This is a genomic window from Achromobacter sp. 1L-A-4-B-C2, assembly GCF_057291955.1.
In genome coordinates this window covers 1,024,599-1,047,252 of record NZ_JBXAWP010000003.1, presented here as the reverse complement: position 1 = coordinate 1,047,252, position 22,654 = coordinate 1,024,599, and the positions used below count along the sequence as shown (strand labels likewise).

Genomic DNA, 22,654 nt, shown 5'->3' with positions numbered 1-22,654 from the left:
ATCCTTTGCACGGAGCCTTCCATGGCCAAGAAAGAAAGCGTTCAGAAACGACTGCAGAAAGTCCGTCCGCCGCGCGTTCAGCTCACGTATGACGTTGAGAAGGGCGACGCCATCGAACAGAAGGAACTTCCGTTCGTGGTCGGTGTGGTGGGGGATTTCAGCGCGCAGTCCGAAGCCGAACTGCCGCGTTTGAAAGACCGCAAATTCGTCAACATCGACGTCGACAATTTCGACGACGTGATGCGCGGCCTGGAACCGCGCGCCGCCTACCGCGTCAAGAACAGCCTGACCGAAGAAGGCGGCACGTTCGGCGTGGACCTGAAGTTCCGCTCCATCGAGGACTTCCGCCCGGAAGCCGTCGTGCAACAGGTGGACCCGCTGCGCGAGCTGCTGGATATCCGCACCAAGCTGGCCGACCTGCGCAACAAGCTTGCCGGCAACGACAAGCTGGAAGACCTGCTGGGCGAAGTGCTGACCAGCACCGAAAAACTGCAACAGCTGACCAGCGAGACCGACAAGGGAGGCCGCAATGAGTAATTCCGCCGCCGCACAGAACAGCGCCACCGCCGCCGCATCGGCCGACAGCCAAAGCGGCCTGCTGGACCAGATCGTCGAGCAAAGCCGCGTGGCCAAGTCCACCGCCGAACACGACCGCGCCAAGGACATCATCGGCGAGCTGGTGCGCGAAGTGATGAAGGGCACCGTGGTCGTCTCCGACAACCTGTCGGCCATGCTGGACGCGCGCGTCGCCGAGCTTGACCGCCTGATCTCGGCGCAGCTTAGCGAAGTGATGCACGCCCCGGAATTCCAGAAGCTGGAAAGCACCTGGCGCGGCCTGCACTACCTGTGCCAAGAGACCGACACCAGCCCGATGCTGAAGATCAAGGTCTTGAACACCACCAAGCGCGACCTGGTTCGCGACTTCCAGACTGCGATCGACTTCGATCAGAGCCTGATGTTCAAGAAGGTCTACGAAGAAGAATTCGGCACCTTCGGCGGCGCGCCGTTTGGCGCCTTGCTCGGCAACTTCGAAATCACGCGCCAGCCCGAGGACATGTACTTCATCGAGCAGATGTCGCACGTGGCCGCCGCTTCGCACGCACCGTTCATCGCGTCGGCCTCGCCCGAGCTGCTCGGCCTGGACAGCTTTGCCGACCTGGGTCGCCCGCGCGACCTGGCCAAGGTGTTCGACACGGTGGAATACACCAAGTGGCGCAGCTTCCGCGATTCGGAAGATTCGCGTTACGTCGGCCTGACCATGCCGCGCTTTCTGGGCCGCTTGCCGTACGACCCCGTGGAAGGCACCACCGTCGAAGGCTTCAACTTTGTTGAAGACGTGGACGGCACCGACCATTCCAAGTACCTGTGGTGCAACGCCGCCTGGGCGTTCGGTGCGCGCCTGACGGCCGCGTTCGCGGACTTTGGCTGGTGCGCCGCCATCCGTGGCGTCGAGGGCGGTGGCCTGGTCGAGAACCTGCCGACGCACACCTTCAAGACGGACGACGGCGAAATCGCGCTGAAGTGCCCGACGGAAATCGCCATTACCGACCGCCGCGAAAAAGAACTGAGCGACCAGGGCCTGATCCCGCTGGTGCATTGCAAAAACTCGGACTACGCCGCCTTCTTCGGCGCGCAGTCGGTGCAGAAGGCAAAGAAATACAACACGGACAGCGCCAACGCCAACGCGGTGTTGTCGGCGCAGCTGCAATACATCTTCTCGGTATCGCGCGTGGCGCATTACCTGAAGGCGATGATGCGCGACAAGATCGGCAGCTTTGCGTCGGCGCAGTCCGTAGAGAGTTTCCTGAATCGTTGGGTGTCGCAGTACGTGCTGCTGGACGACAACGCGACGCAGGAACAAAAAGCGCAGTTCCCGCTGCGCGAAGCCTCGGTGCAGGTGGCCGAGGTTCCTGGACGTCCTGGCGTCTTCCGGGCCGTGGCGTTTTTGCGGCCGCATTTCCAGCTTGACGAACTCTCGATCTCGTTGCGCCTGGTTGCCGAATTGCCGGCGCAGGCTCAGAAATCCTGATCGTCGTTGCACTGACAACTCATCCATTCAAAGAGGTTTACAACAATGAAGGACATCTACGTCAAGTTCGGCAATCCGGCGCTCAAGGGCGAATCGCAAGACAAGGACCACCCGGATTGGATCGAAGTCAGCTCGTGGCGTCACGAGATCATTCAGCCGCGTTCCGCTACCGCCTCGACCTCGGGTGGCCATACCGCCGAACGTACCGAACATGGCGAAATGGTCTTTACCAAGGACCTGGACGTGGTCAGCCCGCTGCTGTATCAGCACGCCTCGGGCGGCACGACCTTTGACGAAGTCACCATCGACTTCCTGCGTGCCGACGGCGAAGGCAACCGCGTCAAGTACCTGGAAATCAAGCTCAAGTACGTGATCATCGCGCGCGTTGCGCCCGAGGTGGTTGCCGAAGGCCTGCCGCACGAATCGTTCTCGCTGAAGTACGCCGCCGTGCAGTGGAAGTACACGCAGCAGAAGGTGGGCGGCAACCAGGGCGGTAACGCCCAGGGCGCCTGGAGCCTGACCAAGAACGACAAGACCTACTCGGTCTGATCGCAGCCGGGCACGCAAAAGACCGCGGCCCGAGCCGGGTCGCCGTCTTTTTTTATGTGAGGCCCCATGAAAGGTTTCGAGCCGAGCCTGTTCGACAAGCTGTTCGAAGGCGAGGGGCAATCGCCCTACGCGCTTCGGCGCCTGTCGATCGAGGAAATGAAGGAAACGGTGGCGCGCGACATCGAGGCGCTGCTGAACACCCGCATGGTGTTCACCGAGGAAGACCTGCGGCGTTATCCGAATTGCCAGCGTTCGTTGCTGACCTACGGGCTGTCGGATTTTTCCGGGCTGAGCCTGGCCAGCCATTACGACCGCGAATTCATCTGCCGTTCGCTGGAGCAGGCGATTGCGCGGCACGAGCCTAGGCTGACTCACGTTCGGGTGATGTTGCAGGTGGATAGCCGCGCGACGTCGGTGCTGTATTTTGCGATTACGGCCATGTTGGACGTGGGCCCGGCCCACGAGCCCGTGACGTTTGACGCCACCTTGCAGCCGTCGACGTTGCAGTACTCCGTGACCCGTGGTTGGGCCAAGACGCCTGCCACGGTCTGAAGAATGAATCTGTAGTGCAGGTGCGGCTTGCGCGCTGGAAAGGAAGACAACAATGGAAGAATTGCTGCCTTATTACGAGCGCGAACTTGGGTTTTTGCGGACGTCGTCGCGCGACTTCGCGCAGCAGTATCCGAAGATCGCCGCGCGGCTGGGCTTGTCGGGCGAAACCTGCGAAGACCCGCACGTAGAACGCATGATCGAATCGTTCGCCTTGTTGAGCGCCCGCATCAACAAGAAGCTGGACGACGACTACCCCGAATTCACCGAAGCGCTGTTCGAGGTGATGTACCCGCATTATCTGCGGCCGTTTCCTTCGTGCAGCGTGGCGCAGTTTGACCTGGGCGGGGCCGGCGCGCAGCTGTCCGCCGCCGTGCGCGTGGCGCGCGGCACGGAACTGAAATCGCATCCGGTGCGCGGCGTATCGTGCCGCTTTCGCACCGCGTACGACGTAACGCTGGCGCCCATCGAAGTGCAGCGCGCGGGTTATTTTTCCAGCGCCAACGCGCCGGCCACGGCCAAGCTGCCGGCGGGCGTGACGGGGCGCTTTGCCGTCACGCTGGGATGCCAAGGCGAAAATCAGCATTTCGGCATGCCGGGGCTGGACAAGCTGCGCGTGTATCTGCACGGCGAACCGTCTTTCGTGGCGGCGCTGCGCGACGCGCTGTTCCTGCGCACGGCGGCGGCTTATGTCGAGCTGCAACCCGGGCGCTGGGACCGTCTGCCCACGATTCCGCTAGCCCAGGTGGGGCTGGCCGAAGAGGACGCGCTGATCGACTTTCCGGCCAGTTCGCATCCGGCCTATCGTCTGCTGGCCGAGTATTTTGTTTTCTCGGAAAAATTCAACTTTGTCGATATCGACCTGGCGGCACTGCGCCCCTACCTGGGCACCGTGCGCCAGTTCACGCTGCATCTGCCGGTGGCGGGCGTGCGCGCCGATTCCAATACCGCGCGCCTGCTGGAATCGATTACGGCGGACAACCTGCGGCTGGGTTGCACGCCCGTAGTGAACCTGTTCACGCAGCGGGCCGACCCGATCCGCGTGACGCACGCATCGGCCTCGTACCCGGTGGTGGCCGACGCCCGCCGCGCCTACGGCTACGAGGTCTATTCGATTGACCGGGTGCGCCAGGTGCGGCAGAACGCGCAGGGCGATGCCGTGGTGGATTTCAGGCCCTTCTATTCGCTGCACCATGGCGAATCGCCCGAGACGGCGGGGCATTACTGGACGATGCGCCGCGACGCCGCGATGGCGCAACGCAGCCCCGGCTACGAAACCGAAATATCGATTGTGGATATCGATTTCGACCCGTCCATTCCACAAACCGAAACGCTGAGCCTGGACCTGACCTGCACCAATCGCGACCTGCCTGCGCAGATTGCGGTGGGGCAGTCGGGCGGTGACCTGTTCATGGAAGGCGGCACGGTGGCGCGTGCGATTCGCATGCTGCGCCGTCCCACCAACAGCCATCGCTTCCAGCAAGGGCGCGCGGCGCATTGGCGCTTGATTTCGCATCTGGCGCTGAACCATTTGTCGCTGGTGCAAAGCGGCTTGCCCGCGCTGAAGGAAACGTTGCGCCTGTACGACCTGTCCGGCTCGGCGGTGGCCGCGCGTCAGATCGAAGGGCTGGTCGGGCTGGACTACAAACCCGCCACGCACTGGATGCCGGGCGAGCCGTTCGCCACCTTCGTGCGCGGCATTGAAATCCGCCTGACCGTCAACGAAGACCACTTCGTGGGCACCAGCCTGCACACCTTCGTGGCCGTCATCAACCGATTCTTCGGCCTGTACGTGCACGCCAACAGCTTCGTGCAGTTGGTGGTGCTGTCGCGCCGTGGCGCAGAGGAACTTCTACGATGCCCCCCATGCAACGGCGACGCCATACTAGCGTGATGGATGCGCTGCTGGCAGAGCCGCAGCGCTTCAAGTTTTTCCAGGCGGTGCGTCTGCTTGAACAGTGCTTTGCGCGCCAGGAGCGCGGCGGCACGCGGCATACGGTGCCGGTGCACCTGCGCTTTCCGAACGCGCCGGGCCTGGGCTTTCCGCCCAGCGAAATCGTCGACGCCGTGGCCTATGACAAGAATGGCGAGGTGCTTGCCGACGAAGCCGCGCGCCGGGCCGCGGTGTCGGAAGGGCGGCTGGGCCGCGTGGACGTGACACCCGCGTTCTTCGGGCTGCTGGGTGCGCAGGGCGCGTTGCCGCTGCATTATTCCGAAATGCTGGCCACCCGCGAAAGCCTGCGGCGCGACCGGGGCGCGCGCGCCTTCTTCGATATTTTTTCCAATCGCGCCGCGGCGCTGTTCTATGCGGCCTGGAAGAAATACCGCATGCCGTTGCGGCACGAAGCCGAACAAGATCACCACTACCTGCCATTGCTGCTGGCGCTGGGCGGTATCGGCCATCCGGCGCTGCGCGACCGCTTGCACAACGGCGCCGGCCGCGTGTTCGACGAATCCGTCGCGCACTACGCCGCGGCCGCGCGCCAGCGGCCTGTGTCCGCGCCGTTCTTGCAGCGCGTGTTGCAGGACTACTTCGGCGTGCCGCTGCGCGTGGAGCAATTCGTGGGCCGTTGGTACGACGTGCCGCCGCAGAACCGCACGCAGTTGGGCCGGCCCGGCGCGGTGTTGGGCGTGTCGGCGCTGGCGGGCGATCGCATCTGGCAGCGCGACCTGCGGATCCGCCTGTGGATCGGCCCGCTGTCGCGCCAGGCCTTCGCCGACTTTCTTCCCGGCGGCGAGCGCGCCCAGGCGCTGGAAAAACTGCTGACCATGTTTGGCGGCATGACCTTCGAATACGAAGTGCGCCTGGTATTGGCGCGCGACAGCATCGGGCCCAGCCAATTGGGCGGGGACGGCGATGTGCGGCTGGGGTGGAATTCCTTCCTGTCCACCGAACCGGCCACGCGCGACCGCGACGACGCCAGCTACGAACTGCACACGATTCACTGATCCATCGACGTAGAAGAACAAATCCATGGCCACACCGCTGAAAACCCTGATCGGGAAGTTGAACCAGACCTGCCGCCAGGCCGCCGAACGCGCGGCCAGCCTGTGCATGGCGCAGGGCCATTACGAGGTGGACCTGGAACACCTGTTCCTGGCGCTGCTGGAAAAGCCCGCCAGCGATCTGGCCATGATTGCGCGCCGCTGCCACATTCCCACGGATGCGCTGGAAGCCGACCTGAAGGCCGAGATCGCCCGTTTCAAGAACGGCAATACGCGCACGCCGGTGTTCTCGGCGCATCTGCCCAAACTGTTTGAACACGCCTGGCTGATTGCCTCGCTGGACACGCAGACGACGCGCATTCGCTCGGGGCATCTGCTCTTGGCCTTGTTGACAGAACCCGATCTGGCGCAGTTGGCGCGGCGCGGTTCGCCCTTGTTTGAATCGTTCCGCCTGGACGCGATGAAGCATGACTTCGCGGCGCTGACCGAGGGCTCGGAAGAGGCGGGGCAGGCGGTGGGCTTTGCCGACGGCGCGCCGGCCCAGGGCGACGCCACGCAGCCCGCGCCGGGCTTGTCGGCATCGCCCGCACTGGACCAGTACACGACCAACCTGACCGAACGCGCGCGGGACGGCAAGATCGACCCGGTGATCGGGCGCGATGCCGAGATCCGCCAGATGATCGACATCCTGACGCGGCGGCGGCAGAACAACCCCATCCTGACCGGCGAGGCGGGCGTGGGCAAGACGGCTGTGGTGGAAGGCCTGGCGCTGCGCATCGTGGCGGGCGATGTGCCGCCCGCGCTGGCCGACGTGACGCTGCGCGTGCTGGACATGGGCCTGTTGCAGGCCGGCGCCAGCGTCAAGGGCGAATTCGAGAACCGGTTGAAGAACGTGATCGACGAGGTCAAGAAAAGCCCGTCGCCCATCATCCTGTTCATTGACGAGGCGCACACGATGATCGGCGCGGGCGGGCAGGCGGGCCAGAACGACGCCGCCAACCTGCTCAAGCCGGCGCTGGCGCGTGGCGAATTGCGCACGATCGCCGCCACGACGTGGAGCGAATACAAAAAGTACTTCGAAAAAGACGCGGCATTGGCCCGGCGCTTCCAGGTTGTGAAGGTCGAGGAACCGGACGAGGCCCTGGCCGCATCGATGCTGCGCGGCATGGCGCCGCTGATGGAGCGGCATTTTGGCGTGCGCATCCTGGACGAGGCGGTCAGCGCGGCGGCGCGCTTGTCGCACCGCTACATCACCGGCAGGCAGTTGCCCGACAAGGCGGTCAGCGTGCTGGATACGGCCTGCGCGCGCGTGGCCCTGGGCCGCAGCGCAACGCCCGCATTGATCGACGATGCGCGTCACCGGCTGACGCGGCTGCGCACCGAACAGGCCGCGCTGCGCCGCGAGGCCGCCACCGGCACGCCGCAATCGCGCCTGGCCGAACTGGAACAGGAAATCACCACGGTGCAGCAGACGCTGACGGACGCCGAGGCGCGCCATCAGGCGGAAACCGGCCTGGTGGAACGCATCCATGCGCTGCGCGCCGAACTGGAAGCGCAAGGCCAAGACACGACGGCAATGGAGGATGCGGCAGGCGGACCTGCGGCAGGCGGTGCCAAGGCTGCGGCGACCGCCGCGCCTTCCGCCTCGCGCCGCAAGGCGGCCGCGCCGGCCTTGACGCCGGAACAGCAGCGCCTGGCCGGCCTGATGGACGAGCTGCGGGCGCTGCAAGGCGAACAGCCGCTGGTGCCCGCGTGCGTGGATGCGCAGATCGTGGCCGAGATTATTTCGGCCTGGACCGGCATCCCGCTGGGCCGCATGATCAACGACGAAATTCGCACGGTGCTGCAATTGCAGCCCATGCTGGCCGAACGCGTGATCGGCCAGGACCACGCGCTGCATGCCATCGCGCAACGCGTGCGCACGGCGCGCGCCGGGCTGGAAGACCCGGACAAGCCCAAGGGCGTGTTCCTGTTCGTCGGCCCGTCGGGCGTGGGCAAGACCGAAACGGCGCTGGCGCTGGCCGACATCCTGTATGGCGGCGAGCGCAAGCTGATCACCATCAACATGAGCGAATACCAGGAAGCCCACAGCATTTCGGGCTTGAAGGGATCGCCACCGGGCTACGTGGGCTACGGCGAAGGCGGCGTGCTGACCGAAGCCGTGCGGCGCCAACCCTACAGCGTGGTGCTGCTGGATGAAATCGAAAAGGCGCATCCGGACGTGCTGGAGATGTTCTTCCAGGTGTTCGACAAGGGCGTGATGGACGACGCCGAAGGCCGCGAAATCGACTTCCGCAACACGCTCATCATCCTGACCTCGAACGTCGGGTCCAGCACCATCATGCAGGCCTGCCTGAACAAGCCCGCCGAAGAACGCCCCACGCCGGACCAGCTGACCGAGCTGCTGGCGCCGCAACTGTACAAGGCGTTCAAGCCCGCCTTCCTGGGCCGCATGAAGACCATTCCGTACTTCCCGGTGGATGACGACGCGCTGGCGCACATCATCGGCCTGAAGCTGGCGCGCATCGCGCGCCGCGTGCAGGCCACGCACCGCGCGGCGTTCGAATGGGACGAGGCCCTGGTCGAGGCCGTGCTGGCGCGCTGCACCGAGGTGGACACCGGTGCGCGCAACGTGGACCACATTCTGAACGGAGCGCTACTGCCCGAGATTGCCGAGCAGGTGCTTGGGCGCATGGCGCAAGGCGAAGCCATTGCCAAGATCCGCGTGGGCGCGGGCAAGAACGGCGACTTCCGTTTTCGCATGAGCTGATCGGGAGACGCCGACTATGCCCCGAGAAACTGTCGCCGCCGCCGCAAGTTCGCTTGCCGCAAGTCCGCTTGCCGCAAGCCCGCTTGCCGCAGCCTTTACCCAAGCGGATCGGTTGCTGGACCTGAGCACGCCGCTGGGGCCGGACAAGCTGCTGGCCGAACGCCTGCACGGCTCCGAGCAGTTGAGCGACGGTGGCTTTGCCTTGCAAGTGGATGCGCTGTCCGACGATGCGCACATCGCGTTGAAAACGCTGATCGGCCAACCGGTGCAGCTGACATTGCAAACCGCCTTGGGCCGCGACGAACGCCGCGTCTGGTGCGGGCTGGTGTCCGAGGCGCGCTTCGAAGGCGCCAACGGCGGCTTTGCCCGCTACCGGCTGCGCATTGAACCGTGGCTGGCGTTACTGCGCCAGCGGCGCGACAGCTATGCCTTTCAGGACCAGTCCGTGATCGACATCGTGGACAGCGTGTTCGGCGACTACAGCGGGCAAGGCGCGGTGGCCGCGCAATGGCGCTGGGAATTGAAAGACCGCGACGTCTACGCCAAGCGCAGCCTGACCATCCAATACCGAGAAACCGATTACGCCTTCGTCGAACGGCTGCTGGCCGAGGAAGGGTTGTTCTACTGGGTCGAGCACGAGGCGGGCGACGGCGAGCCGGGCACGCATACCGTCGTCATTGCCGACCACAACGGCGCCTTCAAAAGCGGCCCGCAAGACAGCGTGAAGTTCCAACGCGCTGACGCCACCGAAACCGAGGACACGATCCAGGCGTGGCGCAAGCGACGCGCGTGGCGCACCAACGCGCTGCGGCTGGCCACCTGGGACTACCGCGCCATGCAGGCCCGCCAGGCCAGCGCGCAGGTGGATGACAAGGTGCCGAACACGCTGGAGCTGGCCGATGCCGATTACCCCGGCCAATACCTGTTCGAAGACGGCAACCAGGGTGACCGCCTGGCGCACAACGCGCTGGCTGCGCAGCGCGTGGGCCAGTCGCTGTACGAGGGCGCGGGCACGGTGCGCACGCTGGCGCCAGGCTTGCGCTTTGCGCTGACGGGGCACTGGGCACCGTCGCAAGGCGAAGGCAGCGATTTCGTGGTGATGCGTATCGAGCACGAGGCGCGCAACAACTTTGACGAAAGCCTGGGGCAAGCGGTGGCAGCGGCCCTGGGCGCGGGTGGAACCGCGGCCACTCCAGCCGATGGCAATTCCGAAACCGACTTCTATCGCAACCGCTTCGACGCCATTGCCGCCACGCTGGAATACCGGCCCCGCACGCGCGACGGCCATGGCGCGCGGCTGCATCCCCGGCCCACGGTGCACGGCGCGCAAACGGCCTTGGTGGTGGGCGCCAAGGACCCGGTCCATACCGACCGCGATCACCGCATCAAGATCCAGTTTCATTGGCAGCGCGGCAGCGCGTCCAGCAATCGGCAGACGCACCCGGCAGGCGACGATAACGCCCCGGCGGCGGACGCGCTGGGCACCTGGGTGCGCGTGGCCGAACCCGTGGCGGGGTCGGACTGGGGCGGCCACTTCATTCCGCGCCTGGGCCAGGAAGTGCTGGTGCAGTTTTTGCACGGCGACATCGACCGCCCCGTTGTGGTGGGCGCTTTATATAACGGCGCGGGCGCGGAGAACGCGGCCAACAATCAGGTGCAGGGCGGCGCGGCCAAGGCCACGGGTAATGCGCCCGCATGGTTCGCGGGCACGCAGGACGGCCATGCGCACAACGTGGTGATGTCGGGCTTCAAGACGCAGGCGCTGGCGCAAAGCGGCCAGGGCATGGGCGGCTACAACCAGCTGGTGCAGGACGACACACCGGGGCAGTCGCGGTTGATGGCTTCGACCACGCAGGCGGACGCCCGGCTGAGCCTGGGCCACCTGAAGCAGCAGCGCGACAACGAACGGCTGTCGGACCTGGGCCATGGCGCCGAGCTGGCCACCAGCGAGGCGCTGGCCCTGCGCGCCGGTGAAGGTTTGCTGATCAGCGCCGACAAGCGCGAAGGGGCAGCGGGCGGCTTGCTGGATAGCGGAGAAGCCATCACCCAGATGGAAAAATCCATCGAGCAGGCCGGTGAATTGTCCAAGGCAGCGGCGCGCCAGGAAGCCGCGTTGCCCGGCGATGCGGACAAGACGCGCGCGCTGGAGGAGCTGGACGCGGTGCGCAAGATCATCGAAGGCACGCAGGCCGAGCAGGACGTGAACGTGCCGGCCTACACGCAGCCGCACATCCAGGTCAGCGCGCCCAAGGGCATTGGCCAATACACGCCGCACAACGCCTACACGGTGGCGGGCACCACGCTGTGCCAGGTGGCGCCGGACGTGAACTGGGCGGCGGGCGCGAATCTGGCGGTGTGCGTCGCGCAAGGCGTGGTGTTGTTCACCAAGGGCTTGGGCGGCAGCGGCCGGGCGGTGCAGGAACAAGGCATCCGGCTGCATGCGGCCGGCGGCAAGCTGCGCCTGCAAAGCCAGAAGGCGCGCATGCGGCTGATCGCCGAGAAAGCGGTAACGCTGGTGTCCGCGCAGGGGGCTGTGGATGTGACGGCATCGAAAAAGGTGCTTGCCACGGCGGCGGGGGCCTACATGCGTATCGAGGGCGGCGGCATTCAGTTGCACGCGCCCGGCAAGGTCGAGTTGAAGGCGGGTGTGCACAACTGGGTCGGCCCACAAAGCGGGGCGGGACCGGCGCAACCGCCGCAAGGCGAACTGGAAGGCTGCGCCGCCGCGCTGGAAGACGCGGCAGGCAGCGGGGCGTTGGCGGCATGACGACCGTTGCGAAACAACCGGCCGCCGCGCCAGGGCAATCACGTGTCGCGGCGACCCCGTCCGGCGACGCGCGTGGAGAGGCCACGCCGCCCGCCCACGCGCGCGCTGACGCCGCCGTCGAACAGGCCATTGCCGGGCTGCGCGCCGTGCTGGACGCACGCCCCAGCCGCCGTGTGCTGCTGCTGTGCGATTCCACGCTGGCCGATCCGCTGGCGGACGACATCGCCCGCGCCGGGTTGCAGCGGCGGTCGGTGGACCTGCTTTCGCAAGGCGCGTCCGCGCCGCCTCTGTACCTGGCCGAAGTGCCGGACGAGATCGCCGATGAACGGCTGGTCAATGCCAGCATCCGATTGGCGGTCGACGAAGCCATGCAGCCCGCGCCCGCGATCAAGCGCGCGCGCTCGATGTCGGCGTGGCTGGCCACGGACCTGCCGCTGGCCGAAGTGGCGCAGCGGCTGAGCTTGCGCGCGCGGTTGCGCGATGCCCAGGGTCGCATGCGCATCCTGCGGTTCTGGGACCCGCGCACGACGCAATTCCAAAGCGAGCTGTATGCGGGCTGCGCGCCCGCGTCATGGATCGCGGGCGCGACCTGGATGAGCATTGACGGTTTCGCGCGCTGGCAGGCGTTGCCGGACTTGCCCGGCCCAATGCAGACGGCCACGCCGGATTGGCCCCGGCTGGCGCGGCTGGGTCAGGTGAACGCGGTGCTGCAACGCTTGAACGCGGGTGGCCTGACTGTTGGCCCGGCGGCACTGGAGCCGATACGCCGTGCGCTGGACGCAGCGGCCGACTGCGGCATCAAAGACGACGAAGACGCCGCCCTGTTCGCAGCCTGGCGCGTGCGGCTGGATGCGCCGCTGGAACGTGCGCCGTCGTTCGCCGCGCTGCTGCGCGAGGTGCAGGAAGAGGGTGGCCGTCTGCGCAGCGCGGTCGAAGACATGGACGATGAGGATTGGTGGAGGTTTGCGCGGCAGGCGCAGGCCCCGGAGGATCGACAAGCATGACGACTGACTACGACGCGCTTCCCTGCAAGGGCAAGTTTTGCGGCCGGCCGGGTTTGCCGATCCTGCCGATGCGGATCGGCTACGTGCCGGGCGGCAAAAACGATTTGCCCAACGGCGTGTACGCGGATGCCGAGCTGCATTACGAAACCATGCGCCAGGGCGCCTACATGCTGCGCGCCATCACCGCCGGCTATGTGTACGTGTGGGACCCGCGCCGCAGCTACGGTTGGCGCGCGTTTGCCGCCACGGCCACCGGCCAGATGAAAGAGGTGCCGGTGGACGACGACAACCGTCCGTCCGAGCAGCCCACGTTCACCTGCACGCGCGAAGGGCATGGCCTGGAATCCGCCTTGATCAACGTGGAAGCGCCGGCCAATGCGTCGCGGCCGGTGTGGGTCGGCTATTCGCGCGTGTGGTGGACGCGCGATATCCGCCGCGAACTCACGCGCAACGAACGCTGGCGCAGCAAGATCATGGTCGAGCTGGATGCGCGCGCCGTCTGGGGCGGTGGGCATCCCAAGCCCGACACCGGCTACCGCGTGACGGCGGATGGCGCCAACCTGGCCGCGCATTCGGTTGAATTCCGCGATGCCGCCGGCGCCGCGACGCTGTTCAACAACACGCTGAGTCCGGCCGTGTCCACCTTCGGCGGCAAGGCCGGCGCGATGGCGGAAAAGATGCGGCAGATGTCGTCCAAGGGCGGCGTGGTGCTGGCGCTGCGCGACCCCGTCGGCTTGCTGGCGGACATCTCCACGTGGCGCAACAAGCGCATGGGGGAACTGGCCGAACACCATCTGGACCCGACGCGGCTGCGCGAAGTGGGCGTGGCGCAGATCATCCAGGGGCTGGAAAAGCAGATGGACGCGTCGGGCGATGAGATCAAGCGGATGCACCAGCGCATCAACATGAGCAAGGTCACCAAGACCATCCGCGAGAACCGCGCCAGCATCGACCGCATGAAGGACCTGATCGAGGGCGCGGGCAAGGATTGGGCGTGGTGGTATGGCCGCGAAGCGTTCTGGATGACGCTGAAAGCGTACTCGCCCAACGACGCGGCGGCCGGCGCGCGGCTGGAAGAGGACCTGGCGCTGTGCGTGGACGGCGCGGGCGCGGTCCACAGCGAACACAAGGCCATCGACGAATCGCTGAAGGAAGACGACAGGGACGGGCTGTACGAGGCCATCTGGCGCGGCCTGGCCTCGAACGACGGCGAGCTGCTGGCCTTCCTGCAAAAAGAAGCGCGCGGCAAGTTGGCCAAGCAGGTGTCCACCGTGCGCAAGATGATCAAGAGCTATAACGACTGGCTCAAGGAGCGCCGGGCGAAGGGACTGCCGACGCCGACGCGCGCGGCCACCACGGCCATTGGCCGGTTCATGGCGACGCAGCTGTTGCGGCTGACGCTGGCGCGCGACCCCATCGCGGAACGGGTGGCGGCGCGCGTACAGATGACGATGGCGGCGCGCATGAACACTGTGTTGGTGGTGCGCAGCCACACCACCACGGTGCCGCGCATGATCGCGGATATGCACAACATCATCTGGGATTCCAAGAACCCGTCGTTGGCGATCACGGCGGGGGGCGGTGTCACCGCAACCCAGCACATGAGTTCGGGCTGGATCGGCACGCAATCCGAGGCTTCGCGGCCGGTCACCGTCAACTACGTGATTCCCGAAGAAGTCGATGCGCAGCTGAATGCGGCGCCGGCGGGGCGGCCACGGCCGACGCCCACGGCAGCGCCGCCGTTGGGCCTGCCCGCGCCACCGCCGATGCTGGCGTTGCCCGCGCCTACGATGTCGCCGATGGCGGGGCTGATCAAGTACGCCAAGTCGCGCGACGCACAGTTCGCGGGCGCGACGGGGGTGATGGCGCTGGTGGCGATTTACACGTCGGTGTCGGATCTGAACGCCGCGCAAGCCCTTGGCGATGCGAAAAAAGAACGCAAGGCCTGGTTCGGCATCACCACGGGCGTGCTGGGGGTGGGCAGCGTGGCGATTGAAGTCACGACGGGCGCAATTGGCGCCCGGGTTGGCGCGAACACTGCGTTCACGATGAACCTGCGGCTGAACTTGCGGCTGGCCACGTTCCGCACGGCGGGCGCGGTGTTCGCCACCGCCGCGACGTTCGTGGACAGCGCCAACAACGCCATGAACGCCAAGGACCAGTACGACGTGCACAACTATGAAGCGGGCGGGGCCTATGCCACGTCGTCCGCGTTCTTGTTGATGTCCAGCCTGACCGGCGTGGCCACGGCGGTGATCGCCGTGGGCGGCGCGTTCAGCACGGCCGGCGTGGCGGCGGGCGCGGGCGGTTTCGGCGGGGCGATGGTGGGTTTGACCAGCGGCGGCACGGTGCTGCTGGGCATTCCGGTGTGGGGCTGGATCGCGCTGGGGTTGTGCCTGCTGGTGGCCGGTCTGTACTTCAAGTTCTGGGGCGACAGCGCGACCGAAAGCGAGCTGGAGGTCTGGTATACGCGCTGCTGCATGCGCGCGGAAGAATTCGAAGGCGTGCAAGGCCGCGAGCTGTATCCGACCCGCGAAGAAGAGCTGGAAGATTTCAACACCGCGGTGTTCGGCGTGCGCGTGACGCTGCAATGGTATGGCTTCTGGAGCGGCGAAGTGGCGGGCCGCGACCGGCTGCTGCTGGAAGTGACCATGCCCGGCTACACGCAAAGCAGCGACTACGCGTACTGCCTGAAACTGGGCGGCGCCGGCGTGACGGCCGTGGTGTCCAGCCGGGGCTCGCCCCGCGCGCAGGACCCGGAACTGCAACCGCGCGCGCCCTCGCAGGCGCAGATGGTGGCGGGTCGGCCCGACCCCCGGACGTGGATGGACAAGGTTGATGATTATGTGGATGGCCTGAGCGCGCGGCCGGGCTGGGCCGACATCTGGCGCTGGGTCCGCAAGGACCGTAGCCAGGCTATCGAATTCACGGGCAAACCGTGGGAAGATTCGGTGCAGTTCCAGGTTCACAATGGCTACGCGACGCTGCGCACCGAGGTGCTGGTGGACGACGACATCTTCACCGAAGCGTTTTTGAAGATCGAGTTCTGGCCCGACCCGGAACGCATGCCGGAAGTACGCGCGTTGCCGGTGGGCAGCGATGGCACCAATCTCGTGAAAGCAAAAAATTGACAGGGTTCAAGCATGCAGAGCAATGAAGGCATCCAGGCCGCCGTGTATACGCGCTGGCACCAGCTGTCGGTGCCCTTAGGCTTTGCGCTGGCCGCCGGCAGCTTCATGCTGATCGTCTTTAATCGGGGGCCGATGGTCATGGCGATTGTGCTGGCCGTGCTGGGTTTGCTGGTGCCGCCGCTGATTGCCTTTCGTGGCTTTCCCACCCGCAATGCCGTCAAGGTCACGCCCGACGGCCTGGAGTTTTCGCGGCGCGGGCCGATTGCGTTTGCCGATCTGAAAAGCTGGGGCACGGACGATTATCTGAAACTGATCCGCCCGGGCTTGCCCACCCTGCTGGTCAGCCCGGTTGACCTGCCCAGCCGCGAGCGGTTGCTGCGTGACTTCGAGCAGGCCTTGAACGCCTGGCAACAGCGCCAGCCCGCCGGCGCCGAGCGCGCGCGACGCACGCACTTCTATGGTTCCGCCGGTGGCCGCGTGGTGGGCGGGTTCATCACCGCGGTGGGCGTGGCGGCGGCAGCGCTGGCCATGAACCTGCGCGAACCGTCGGTCTCGTTGGCAATCGTTGGGGGGCTGGGCGCACTGTTCGGCCTGACGATGCTGCTGGGCAGACGCGGCTGAAAGCGCCGCCTGGGGCAGTACAAAATGTTGCTTGTCGCCCCGCATCCCCTTGCTAGCATGGTTCAGCCGGAATCACCCGGCAGAACGATGCAATAGTTGGAGGTTGCCATGAACTCAAGAACAATGATCAACCGGATGGCCGTGGTGGCGGCGGCAGGGGCGCTGCTGGCGGGCTGTGCAACGCAACAGCAAACCAATACCGCGGTCGGCACGGGCGCGGGCGCGGCGGTGGGCGCCGGCATCGGCGCGTTGATCGGCCACGGCAAGGGCGCGGCAATCGGCGCCGGCATTGGCGCCGTGGCGGGCGGACTGGTCGGCTACAACTGGAAGGTGGTCAAGGAAGATGTGCAGCAGTCCGGCGCATCCTCGTTGGGCATCGACGTGGTCGAAATGCCCGATGGCAGCCTCAAGGTCAACATCCCCAGCGGCGTGTCGTTCGACACGGACAAGACGCAGCTCAAGCCGGCCCTGCTGCCGGTGCTGGACAGCGTGGCCCGTTCGCTGAACCAGCATCCCGAATTGCGCACCAAGGTGGTCGGCCATACCGACAGCACCGGCGCGCTGGCGCATAACCAGACGCTATCGATCAACCGCGCCAAGAGCGTGACGGACTACCTGGCCAAACAGGGCGTGGCGTCCGGGCGCATGGCGGTGGAAGGGCGCGGCCCCAGCGACCCGATCGGCGACAATGCGACCGCCGAAGGGCGCGCGCTGAATCGGCGCGTGGAAATCTACTTGTACGCCGTCAAGCAATAAGGTCCGTCTCATGAGCATGCTTCCCCCCGCCCGTATCGGCACCGATACCGCCGTGGCCGCGCTGACCGGTTGGCAGGCCGCGGCCACGCGCGACGCCATTGAAAAGCGCTACCGCTTTCCGAACTTCAACGCGGCTTTCGGGTTCATGGCGCGCGTGGCCATGTTCGCGGAAAAGCTGAACCACCACCCGGAATGGACCAACGTCTATAACCGGGTGGACGTGACGCTGACCACGCATGACGCGGGCGGAGTGACCGAGCTGGACGTGCGCATGGCGCAGTTCATGGACGAGGCGGCTACGCAGATGGGCGCCACGGCGCCGAAGTCGGACGCCTAGCCGTCGCTGTCCGCTGCCGCGTCTTCGCGCGCTTGCAGATGCTCGATCAGGCGATCGAGCATCTGGCCCAGCGCGCGCTGTTCGTCGGCATCCAGGCAGCCGAATATTTCGTCGTTACGGCGCGCGATCAAATCAATGATGCGTTGATATTGCGCCATGCCCTCGGCCGTGGGCGTCAGCACCACGCCGCGCCCATCCGAGGCCGACAACGTTTTTTCCACCAGACCGCGTTCCACCAATGCCTGCGCCGACCGGCTGGCCTGGCCTTTGTTCAGGTTGGCCGCGCGCGCCAGGTCATTGACGGACAGCGGCGCGTAGCGCCCGATGGCAGCCAGGCAGCGGGCTTCGCCCAGGGGAATGCCGCAGTCTTCCAGGTAGGCGCGATTCGTGTCCCGGTCCGTGATCTTGTTGAGCACGTGCAGGCGATACGTCAGGAATCGTTCCAGGGCAGGCGGTTTCACGTCGGGCGGGCGGTGGTGGTGGTTGTGGCGGCGGGATAGTTTGCCACAGCGGCCTGGTCCAGGCAGGCGCTTTCGGCCTGCGCCAGCAGCGCCAGCGCCGTGTCCGCGTGGGGCTGGCGGGACAGCAGCGACAAGCCCAATATCGAAAGAAACAGCGGCGCCTGGGATTCGCCCACGCGCGTCAGCGCTTGCGCCATGCCGGTGTACACCTGGTCTAGATCGTCGTTGTTCATGCTTGGCCTTCCTGGGTTGCGGACTGGGCGATCGAAGGATAGTAGGGCGCCAGCGCGGCGCGTAGCTGCTGGGCGTCAGGCGTGGACCAACGGCCCAGCACATAGCCGTCCGGGCGGATCAGCGTGACCAGGCCGTCGGTGGCGCCATGGCGCTGGCGCAACTGCCCATGCGCGTCGTCCAGACAGCCAGAGCCCGAGCCCGAGCCCGAGCCCGAGCCCGCCCCGGCGCCCACCTGCACGATCTGCAAAGGGTGCGGCGCGCTTTGCGTGGCCGTGGCCAGGGCATTCAATTCGCGGGCCAGCGACGCGTCGGGCGATACCGCCAGCAGCACGAAGCCCCGGCCGAAACTCTGGCTCAGGTAGCGGACAGCGGGGCCGTCTTGCAGCTGCGCATCGGGCACGGGTTGGCCGGGGGCGGCGGCGGGGCCGGCTTGCGGCGCGCCGTCGTGCAGGTTCAAGGGCGAGGCGTCGTACGAAATAGGCGCGGACTGGCGGGGATTGATCAGCGGGCGCACCGCCTCGTCCACCAACGCCAGCCGCAACGCGGCTTCGCGCATCAAGCGAAAGCCGAAGTCCGGCGGCGCCATGAATTCCGTGCTCTTGGCGCCATAAGCCAGGTTCTGGCGCGTGGCGTGCACGCGTTCGATGCTGTAGCTGTCCAGCAGGCTGTCCGGGGCCTGGCCCTTCAAGACCCAGGCCAGTTTCCAGGCCAGGTTGCCGGCATCGTCCAGGCCGGAGTTCAGGCCACGCACACCGAAGATGGGCACCAGGTGGCCGGCGTCACCGGCAAACAATACGCGTCCGTGGCGGTACTGCGCCAGCGTCAGGCACTTGGCGTTGTAGACCGAAATCCACAGGGCTTTCCACGGCGCGGTTTCGCCGATCATGTCCAGATGGCTTTGCACGCGCGGCAAGACGTTTTCCGGTTTGACGGCTTCGTCGGGGTCTTCGTCGTCGCGAATCTGGTAGTCCACGCGCCACACGTTGCCGGGCTGGCGGTGCATCAGCAGGGTCGAACCGGGGTTGGACGGCGGGTCGAACCAGGCCAGGCGTTCAACGGGGCGGGTCGATGCCTGTTCGATGTCGACGATGACGTAGCGGCCTTCGTACTGCATGCCTTCCAGCTTCAGCCCCATGGCCTCGCGCACGGTGCTGCGGCCGCCGTCGCAGGCAATCAACCAGTCGGCGCGCACGGTCTGGCGCGAGCCGTCGGTGTCGATCTGGACCGTGACGCCATCGGCGTCGGCGTGCAGGCCGGCCACGCGGGCCGACCACTGCAACGCGGCCAGATCGGGGTGGCGCTGCATGGCCTGATGCGCGTATTCCTCCACCGAGTATTGCTGGATGTTGACCATGGGCGCGTAGCGCTGCAAGGGGTCGTGCGGCATCTGGAAGTGCAGCACTTCGCGGTCGCGGTAGTAGCTGCGCCCGCCCGTCCAGGCCAGGCCGGTTTCCATCAGCGGCTTGTCCGCGCCCACCCAGCCCAGGATTTCCTGCGAGCGGCGGGATATGCAGATGGCGCGGCTGCCGCTGCAATAGTCGTCGTCTGCCTCGACCGTGAGCGAGGCGATGCCGTACTCGGCCAGCAGGGCGGCCAGCGTCAGGCCGACCGGGCCTCCGCCGGCAATCAACACGGGTACATGCGCGGGTAGCGGCATCTTGTCTCCAGAATATTTGGTTGTTTGCGCAACTATATTCTTCATAAGTTGCGCGCGCAACTACTTTGGCGGGACGTAAAAAAACCCGCCGGATCGAATCGGGCGGGTTTTTCGAAAAGGGCGCGGCGCGCTTAGTTGCGCACGCTTAGTTGCGCACGTTGTAGATGCGCATCGCCTGCTGTTTCTGGTTGGCGTCCATGACGCGCAGCACCACCACGCGGGCGTTGAAGCCGTCGGGCAGCTTCAGCTGGCCCAGCGCGTAGTCGTAGCGGTCGACATTCAGCGTGGGGCCTTCCGGGGTGACGGTTGCGGCGCGGCCATTGGAATAGCTGCCTTCGATGCTGAACGTCAGCGTGCCCTTGAACGGCGCGCCGGTGCGCTCTTCGCGCATCACCAGAACTTGGTAGTCAAGCTGGCCGGGAGCGCGCTTGAACGTGGCCGAGCGGATGCCCAGGTTGCCGCCGCGCGGGTCCGGCGGCATGGCGTCCTGGAACAGGACCAGTTCTTTGTTCAGCGTATCGATCTTGGCGCGGGCATCGGCCAGGTCGGTGGTCAGCTTTTCGTGGCCGGACTTATTGGCGTCGCGCTGTTGGGTGGCTTCTTCCAGCTGGGTTTGCAGGCGCTGGCGTTCCAGGTTGGACGCGCTCAGCTCGCTATGCAGGGACTCGGACTGCTCGACGGTCAGGCGTTGCGGGCCGTAGTTCGTTTGCAGGAAGAGCACGCCGCCCGCACCCAGGGCAATTCCCACCAGCAGCAGGACAAGCCAGCGCGGCAGGCGCCGCGTGCGTTGACCGGGTTGGTACACGGAGGGCTTGAATACAGCCCGTTGCGATCTTCCAAACATCCCCATTCCTAGAAAACTTCCTGTGTATGTGCTTGTTCGCGCGGGTGCCCGCGCGCGCCAAAGCGTCAGAGAATACCCCGTTAGCCGGGGCGGTTGGGTGCGCGGACAAGCCTGGTTGCGCACCTTGATATTGTGAAATATGTGAGCGTCAGCGTGCTGCTGCGAGGAGCTCCGCGTCCAGATCGGCAAGCCGTTGCGGGGTGCCGACATCGACCCAGCGGCCGTCGTGGCGTGCGCCGCGCGCCAGGTTTTTGGCCATTGCCTGCCGTAGCAGGGGCGCCAGGGGCGCCGCCGTGCCGCGCTGGACATCCGCGAACAACGAGGGATGGTAGACGCCGATGCCTGCGTAGGTCAAACGCGGCTCGCCGTCGGCATGCAGGACGCCATCGGGCGATAGCCGGAAATCACCGGTCGGGTGCTGCACGGGGTTGTCGACCATCAACAAGCCCACGCCACCATCCGGCACATTGGCCGCCAGGGACGGCGCCTGCGCGGGGTCCCAGTCGCACCAGACGTCGCCGTTCACAACCAGGAACGGCGCATCGCCCAGCAGGGCAAGCGCCTGGGCGATGCCGCCGGCGGTTTCCAGCGCGGTGCCTTCGGCTGAATACCGAATCTGCACGCCGAAAGCACCGCCATCGCCCAGCGCGCGTTCGATCTCGTGGCCCAGCCAGGCATGGTTGATGACGATCTGGCGGATGCCCGCCGCCGCCAGCCGTTCCAAATGCCAGGCGATCAGGGGCTTGCCGCCGACCGCCAGCAGGGGCTTGGGCAGCCGATCGGTCAGCGGGCGCATGCGTTCGCCGCGGCCCGCGGCAAGAATCATGGCTTGCATCAAAAGGTGTATCCGACGCTGACCTGGCGGTCGTCCAGTTGGTCGAGCAGGCGCAGCAGGGGGGTGAAAACGCCGTAGCGCTGGGCCACCTGACGGACGTAGCCGTTCATGCGCGGCATGTGGGCCAGGTAATGCGCCTTGCCGTCGCGGTGGTTCAGGCGGGCGAATACGCCCATGATGCGCAGGTTGCGTTGCAGGCCCATCCATTCGTAGGCGCGATGGAATTCGGCAAAGTCGGCGTCCACGGGCAGGCCCGCCGCGCGCGCCATTTCCCAATAGCGGATGGCCCAGTCCAGCTGCTGCGGTTCTTCCCAGGTGGTGCGGGCGTCGGTAACCAATGAGGCCAGGTCATAGGTGATGGGGCCCACCAGCGCGTCCTGGAAATCGATGACGCCGGGGTTGGGACCGTACTGCGGCTGGTCGCACACCATCAGGTTGGGCGAATGAAAGTCGCGATGCACCAGTACCTGCGCCTGGCCGCCGTTGCTGGTCGACAGCAGGGCGAAGATCTTTTCCAGGGCGTTGGCGGTCTTGTCGTCCAGCGTGACGCCGTGGTGCTTGTTGACGTACCACTCGGGGAATAGCTTGAGCTCGTCGGCCAGCCGGTTGGTGTCGTACGTGGCCAGGCCGCGGGTGGACGCCTGTTGCAAGCGCACCAGCGCGGCCAGTGCCTCGCGGTACAGCGTTTGCAGTTCGCTATCGGAAATGCCGGCCTGGATGCGCTGATAGTAGGTTTGCTCACCCAGGTCGGACAGCAGCAGCAGGCCCTGGTCCAGGTCCTGTTCCAGCACCTGAGGCACGTTCAGCCCGGCTTCGGCCAGCAGTTGGCCCACGTGCAGGAAGGGGCGGCAGTCTTCGTGCGCCGGCGGCGCGTCCATGACAATCAGGGTGCGCTCGCCGGCGTCCAAACGGAAATAACGGCGAAAACTGGCGTCGGCGGAGGCCGGGCGCAGCGTGTCCACGGCCAGGTTCAAGGCTTGGGGCAGGCTTTCCAGCCAGTTGCGGATCTGCACCAGGCGGGGGTCGTGATCGTTTTTCAAGGAAGATCCGTGTCAGAAGGGCAATATTGCTGAAATTTGCATTCGGCGCACATAAGGCTGGGCGTATGGCGCGGCTTCTCTATAATACCGGCTCGTTTACACCAGCATCGGCCGTTCTCCGCCG

Annotated in this window: 19 protein-coding genes; 13 read left to right on the top strand and 6 right to left on the bottom strand. The window is 66.1% G+C overall.

Translation table 11 applies throughout. The features are described from left to right. Positions 1 to 21: 21 nt before the first annotated feature. The 13 genes from tssB (at position 22) to AC0Z35_RS18160 (ending at position 17,459) form a co-directional block, all read left to right on the top strand. Positions 22 to 537 carry a type VI secretion system contractile sheath small subunit gene (gene tssB / locus AC0Z35_RS18220; RefSeq protein WP_006226593.1) on the top strand — a complete coding sequence of 172 codons (516 nt, stop codon included), beginning with the start codon at positions 22 to 24 and terminating at the stop codon, positions 535 to 537. Next, a complete protein-coding gene (gene tssC / locus AC0Z35_RS18215) occupies positions 530 to 2,029 on the top strand; it encodes a type VI secretion system contractile sheath large subunit (protein WP_046807642.1) in 1,500 nt (499 codons plus the stop codon). The genes tssB and tssC overlap by 8 nt, the downstream gene beginning before the upstream one ends. 45 nt (positions 2,030 to 2,074) lie before the next feature. Then, positions 2,075 to 2,578: an Hcp family type VI secretion system effector gene (locus tag AC0Z35_RS18210; RefSeq protein WP_006226591.1), complete on the top strand. Its 504-nt coding sequence runs from the start codon at positions 2,075 to 2,077 to the stop codon at positions 2,576 to 2,578. 66 nt (positions 2,579 to 2,644) lie between these two features. Then, positions 2,645 to 3,130, top strand: a complete 486-nt coding sequence (tssE, locus tag AC0Z35_RS18205; protein ID WP_046807641.1) for a type VI secretion system baseplate subunit TssE — start codon at positions 2,645 to 2,647, stop codon at positions 3,128 to 3,130. Positions 3,131 to 3,182: 52 nt separating this feature from the next. Continuing rightward, entirely contained in the window at positions 3,183 to 5,021 is a 1,839-nt protein-coding gene (tssF, locus tag AC0Z35_RS18200) for a type VI secretion system baseplate subunit TssF (RefSeq protein ID WP_104143432.1), read from the top strand. Continuing rightward, positions 4,985 to 6,076, top strand: a complete 1,092-nt coding sequence (tssG, locus tag AC0Z35_RS18195; RefSeq protein WP_046807639.1) for a type VI secretion system baseplate subunit TssG — start codon at positions 4,985 to 4,987, stop codon at positions 6,074 to 6,076. The genes tssF and tssG overlap by 37 nt, the downstream gene beginning before the upstream one ends. 25 nt (positions 6,077 to 6,101) lie before the next feature. Further along, positions 6,102 to 8,843, top strand: coding sequence for a type VI secretion system ATPase TssH (tssH, locus tag AC0Z35_RS18190; RefSeq protein WP_485132173.1), 2,742 nt, complete (start codon positions 6,102 to 6,104; stop codon positions 8,841 to 8,843). Positions 8,844 to 8,859: 16 nt separating this feature from the next. Further along, positions 8,860 to 11,610 (top strand): type VI secretion system Vgr family protein, encoded by a 2,751-nt coding sequence (locus tag AC0Z35_RS18185; protein WP_485132174.1) that lies wholly within the window; start codon positions 8,860 to 8,862, stop codon positions 11,608 to 11,610. Beyond that, positions 11,607 to 12,614, top strand: a complete 1,008-nt coding sequence (locus tag AC0Z35_RS18180; RefSeq protein WP_485132175.1) for a DUF4123 domain-containing protein — start codon at positions 11,607 to 11,609, stop codon at positions 12,612 to 12,614. Before AC0Z35_RS18185 ends, AC0Z35_RS18180 begins: the two co-directional genes overlap by 4 nt. Beyond that, positions 12,611 to 15,745, top strand: a complete 3,135-nt coding sequence (locus tag AC0Z35_RS18175; RefSeq protein WP_485132176.1) for a T6SS effector BTH_I2691 family protein — start codon at positions 12,611 to 12,613, stop codon at positions 15,743 to 15,745. Before AC0Z35_RS18180 ends, AC0Z35_RS18175 begins: the two co-directional genes overlap by 4 nt. A gap of 12 nt (positions 15,746 to 15,757) precedes the next feature. Continuing rightward, the gene (locus tag AC0Z35_RS18170; protein ID WP_319305495.1) at positions 15,758 to 16,366 is read left to right on the top strand and encodes a hypothetical protein; all 609 of its coding nucleotides are present in this window, start codon (positions 15,758 to 15,760) and stop codon (positions 16,364 to 16,366) included. Between the two features lie 108 nt (positions 16,367 to 16,474). After that, positions 16,475 to 17,122: a YiaD family glycine zipper/OmpA-like lipoprotein gene (locus tag AC0Z35_RS18165; RefSeq protein WP_046807634.1), complete on the top strand. Its 648-nt coding sequence runs from the start codon at positions 16,475 to 16,477 to the stop codon at positions 17,120 to 17,122. 10 nt (positions 17,123 to 17,132) lie between these two features. After that, the gene (locus AC0Z35_RS18160; protein ID WP_046807633.1) at positions 17,133 to 17,459 is read left to right on the top strand and encodes a 4a-hydroxytetrahydrobiopterin dehydratase; all 327 of its coding nucleotides are present in this window, start codon (positions 17,133 to 17,135) and stop codon (positions 17,457 to 17,459) included. On the opposite strand, the gene AC0Z35_RS18155 is transcribed toward AC0Z35_RS18160, so the two are convergent. From AC0Z35_RS18155 to AC0Z35_RS18130, 6 genes are all read right to left on the bottom strand, one after another. After that, positions 17,456 to 17,920: a MarR family winged helix-turn-helix transcriptional regulator gene (locus AC0Z35_RS18155; protein ID WP_485132177.1), complete on the bottom strand. Its 465-nt coding sequence runs from the start codon at positions 17,918 to 17,920 to the stop codon at positions 17,456 to 17,458. The two genes, AC0Z35_RS18160 and AC0Z35_RS18155, sit on opposite strands and share 4 nt — an antisense overlap. Then, on the bottom strand, positions 17,917 to 18,153 hold the full coding sequence (locus AC0Z35_RS18150) for a hypothetical protein (protein WP_485132178.1): 237 nt from the start codon (positions 18,151 to 18,153) through the stop codon (positions 17,917 to 17,919). The genes AC0Z35_RS18155 and AC0Z35_RS18150 overlap by 4 nt, the downstream gene beginning before the upstream one ends. Next, positions 18,150 to 19,811 carry an FAD-dependent monooxygenase gene (locus tag AC0Z35_RS18145; protein WP_485132179.1) on the bottom strand — a complete coding sequence of 554 codons (1,662 nt, stop codon included), beginning with the start codon at positions 19,809 to 19,811 and terminating at the stop codon, positions 18,150 to 18,152. The genes AC0Z35_RS18150 and AC0Z35_RS18145 overlap by 4 nt, the downstream gene beginning before the upstream one ends. A gap of 145 nt (positions 19,812 to 19,956) precedes the next feature. After that, positions 19,957 to 20,655: a DUF6776 family protein gene (locus AC0Z35_RS18140; protein WP_046806505.1), complete on the bottom strand. Its 699-nt coding sequence runs from the start codon at positions 20,653 to 20,655 to the stop codon at positions 19,957 to 19,959. 148 nt (positions 20,656 to 20,803) lie between these two features. Then, positions 20,804 to 21,490, bottom strand: a complete 687-nt coding sequence (gene murU, locus AC0Z35_RS18135; protein ID WP_485132180.1) for an N-acetylmuramate alpha-1-phosphate uridylyltransferase MurU — start codon at positions 21,488 to 21,490, stop codon at positions 20,804 to 20,806. Beyond that, the gene (locus AC0Z35_RS18130) at positions 21,490 to 22,530 is read right to left on the bottom strand and encodes an aminoglycoside phosphotransferase family protein (RefSeq protein WP_485132181.1); all 1,041 of its coding nucleotides are present in this window, start codon (positions 22,528 to 22,530) and stop codon (positions 21,490 to 21,492) included. The genes murU and AC0Z35_RS18130 overlap by 1 nt, the downstream gene beginning before the upstream one ends. Between the last annotated feature and the right edge of the window lie 124 nt (positions 22,531 to 22,654).

Bases quoted from the DNA above. Each gene is read 5' to 3' on its own strand.
- tssB (WP_006226593.1), top strand. From the start codon at position 22: ATGGCCAAGAAAGAAAGCGTTCAGAAACGACTGCAGAAAGTCCGTCCG.
- tssC (WP_046807642.1), top strand. From the start codon at position 530: ATGAGTAATTCCGCCGCCGCACAGAACAGCGCCACCGCCGCCGCATCG.
- AC0Z35_RS18210 (WP_006226591.1), top strand. From the start codon at position 2,075: ATGAAGGACATCTACGTCAAGTTCGGCAATCCGGCGCTCAAGGGCGAA.
- tssE (WP_046807641.1), top strand. From the start codon at position 2,645: ATGAAAGGTTTCGAGCCGAGCCTGTTCGACAAGCTGTTCGAAGGCGAG.
- tssF (WP_104143432.1), top strand. From the start codon at position 3,183: ATGGAAGAATTGCTGCCTTATTACGAGCGCGAACTTGGGTTTTTGCGG.
- tssG (WP_046807639.1), top strand. From the start codon at position 4,985: ATGCCCCCCATGCAACGGCGACGCCATACTAGCGTGATGGATGCGCTG.
- tssH (WP_485132173.1), top strand. From the start codon at position 6,102: ATGGCCACACCGCTGAAAACCCTGATCGGGAAGTTGAACCAGACCTGC.
- AC0Z35_RS18185 (WP_485132174.1), top strand. From the start codon at position 8,860: ATGCCCCGAGAAACTGTCGCCGCCGCCGCAAGTTCGCTTGCCGCAAGT.
- AC0Z35_RS18180 (WP_485132175.1), top strand. From the start codon at position 11,607: ATGACGACCGTTGCGAAACAACCGGCCGCCGCGCCAGGGCAATCACGT.
- AC0Z35_RS18175 (WP_485132176.1), top strand. From the start codon at position 12,611: ATGACGACTGACTACGACGCGCTTCCCTGCAAGGGCAAGTTTTGCGGC.
- AC0Z35_RS18170 (WP_319305495.1), top strand. From the start codon at position 15,758: ATGCAGAGCAATGAAGGCATCCAGGCCGCCGTGTATACGCGCTGGCAC.
- AC0Z35_RS18165 (WP_046807634.1), top strand. From the start codon at position 16,475: ATGAACTCAAGAACAATGATCAACCGGATGGCCGTGGTGGCGGCGGCA.
- AC0Z35_RS18160 (WP_046807633.1), top strand. From the start codon at position 17,133: ATGAGCATGCTTCCCCCCGCCCGTATCGGCACCGATACCGCCGTGGCC.
- AC0Z35_RS18150 (WP_485132178.1), bottom strand. From the start codon at position 18,153: ATGAACAACGACGATCTAGACCAGGTGTACACCGGCATGGCGCAAGCG.
- AC0Z35_RS18145 (WP_485132179.1), bottom strand. From the start codon at position 19,811: ATGCCGCTACCCGCGCATGTACCCGTGTTGATTGCCGGCGGAGGCCCG.
- AC0Z35_RS18140 (WP_046806505.1), bottom strand. From the start codon at position 20,655: ATGTTTGGAAGATCGCAACGGGCTGTATTCAAGCCCTCCGTGTACCAA.
- murU (WP_485132180.1), bottom strand. From the start codon at position 21,490: ATGCAAGCCATGATTCTTGCCGCGGGCCGCGGCGAACGCATGCGCCCG.